The sequence below is a fragment of the Roseivivax isoporae LMG 25204 genome (assembly GCF_000521865.1).
GTDB classification, from domain to species: domain Bacteria; phylum Pseudomonadota; class Alphaproteobacteria; order Rhodobacterales; family Rhodobacteraceae; genus Roseivivax; species Roseivivax isoporae.
In genome coordinates this window covers 1-378 of record NZ_JAME01000176.1, presented here as the reverse complement: position 1 = coordinate 378, position 378 = coordinate 1, and the positions used below count along the sequence as shown (strand labels likewise).

Annotated in this window: 1 protein-coding gene; it reads right to left on the bottom strand. The window is 75.9% G+C overall.

Going from position 1 to position 378, the window contains the following annotated elements; all coding sequences use genetic code 11:
* Nucleotides 1–6: 6 nt before the first annotated feature.
* Nucleotides 7–378, bottom strand: a 372-nt coding sequence (locus tag RISW2_RS23230) for a S49 family peptidase (protein WP_043776056.1), incomplete at its 5' end; no start/stop codon positions are given.

Genomic DNA, 378 nt, shown 5'->3' with positions numbered 1-378 from the left:
GGGTGGTCAGAGCATCGCGAGGCGCCGACGCGCCAAGGCGGCCTGACGGGGCGCGCGGCCGCGGGCGGCGCGCGCGATCGTGTCTTCCAGCGTGCCGATGCGGTCGGCCATGCCGAGGCGCACCGCCTGGCGGGCGTGGTAGGCCCGGCCCCCGCCGAAATGGGTCTCGGCCGCCTCGGGGTCGGCACGGACCGTCGCGACCGGCACGTCGCGCGCCTTCGCCACGTCGGCCGTGAACATCGCATAGACCTCGTCGGTCTCGGCCTGGATCGCCGCGCGGGCCGCGTCGTCGAGCGGCGCCCCGAACGGATGGCCCTCGGCCTTGCGGGGCCCGGACGCGATCACGGTGCGCTGGATGCCCTTCATCTCGAGGGCCTT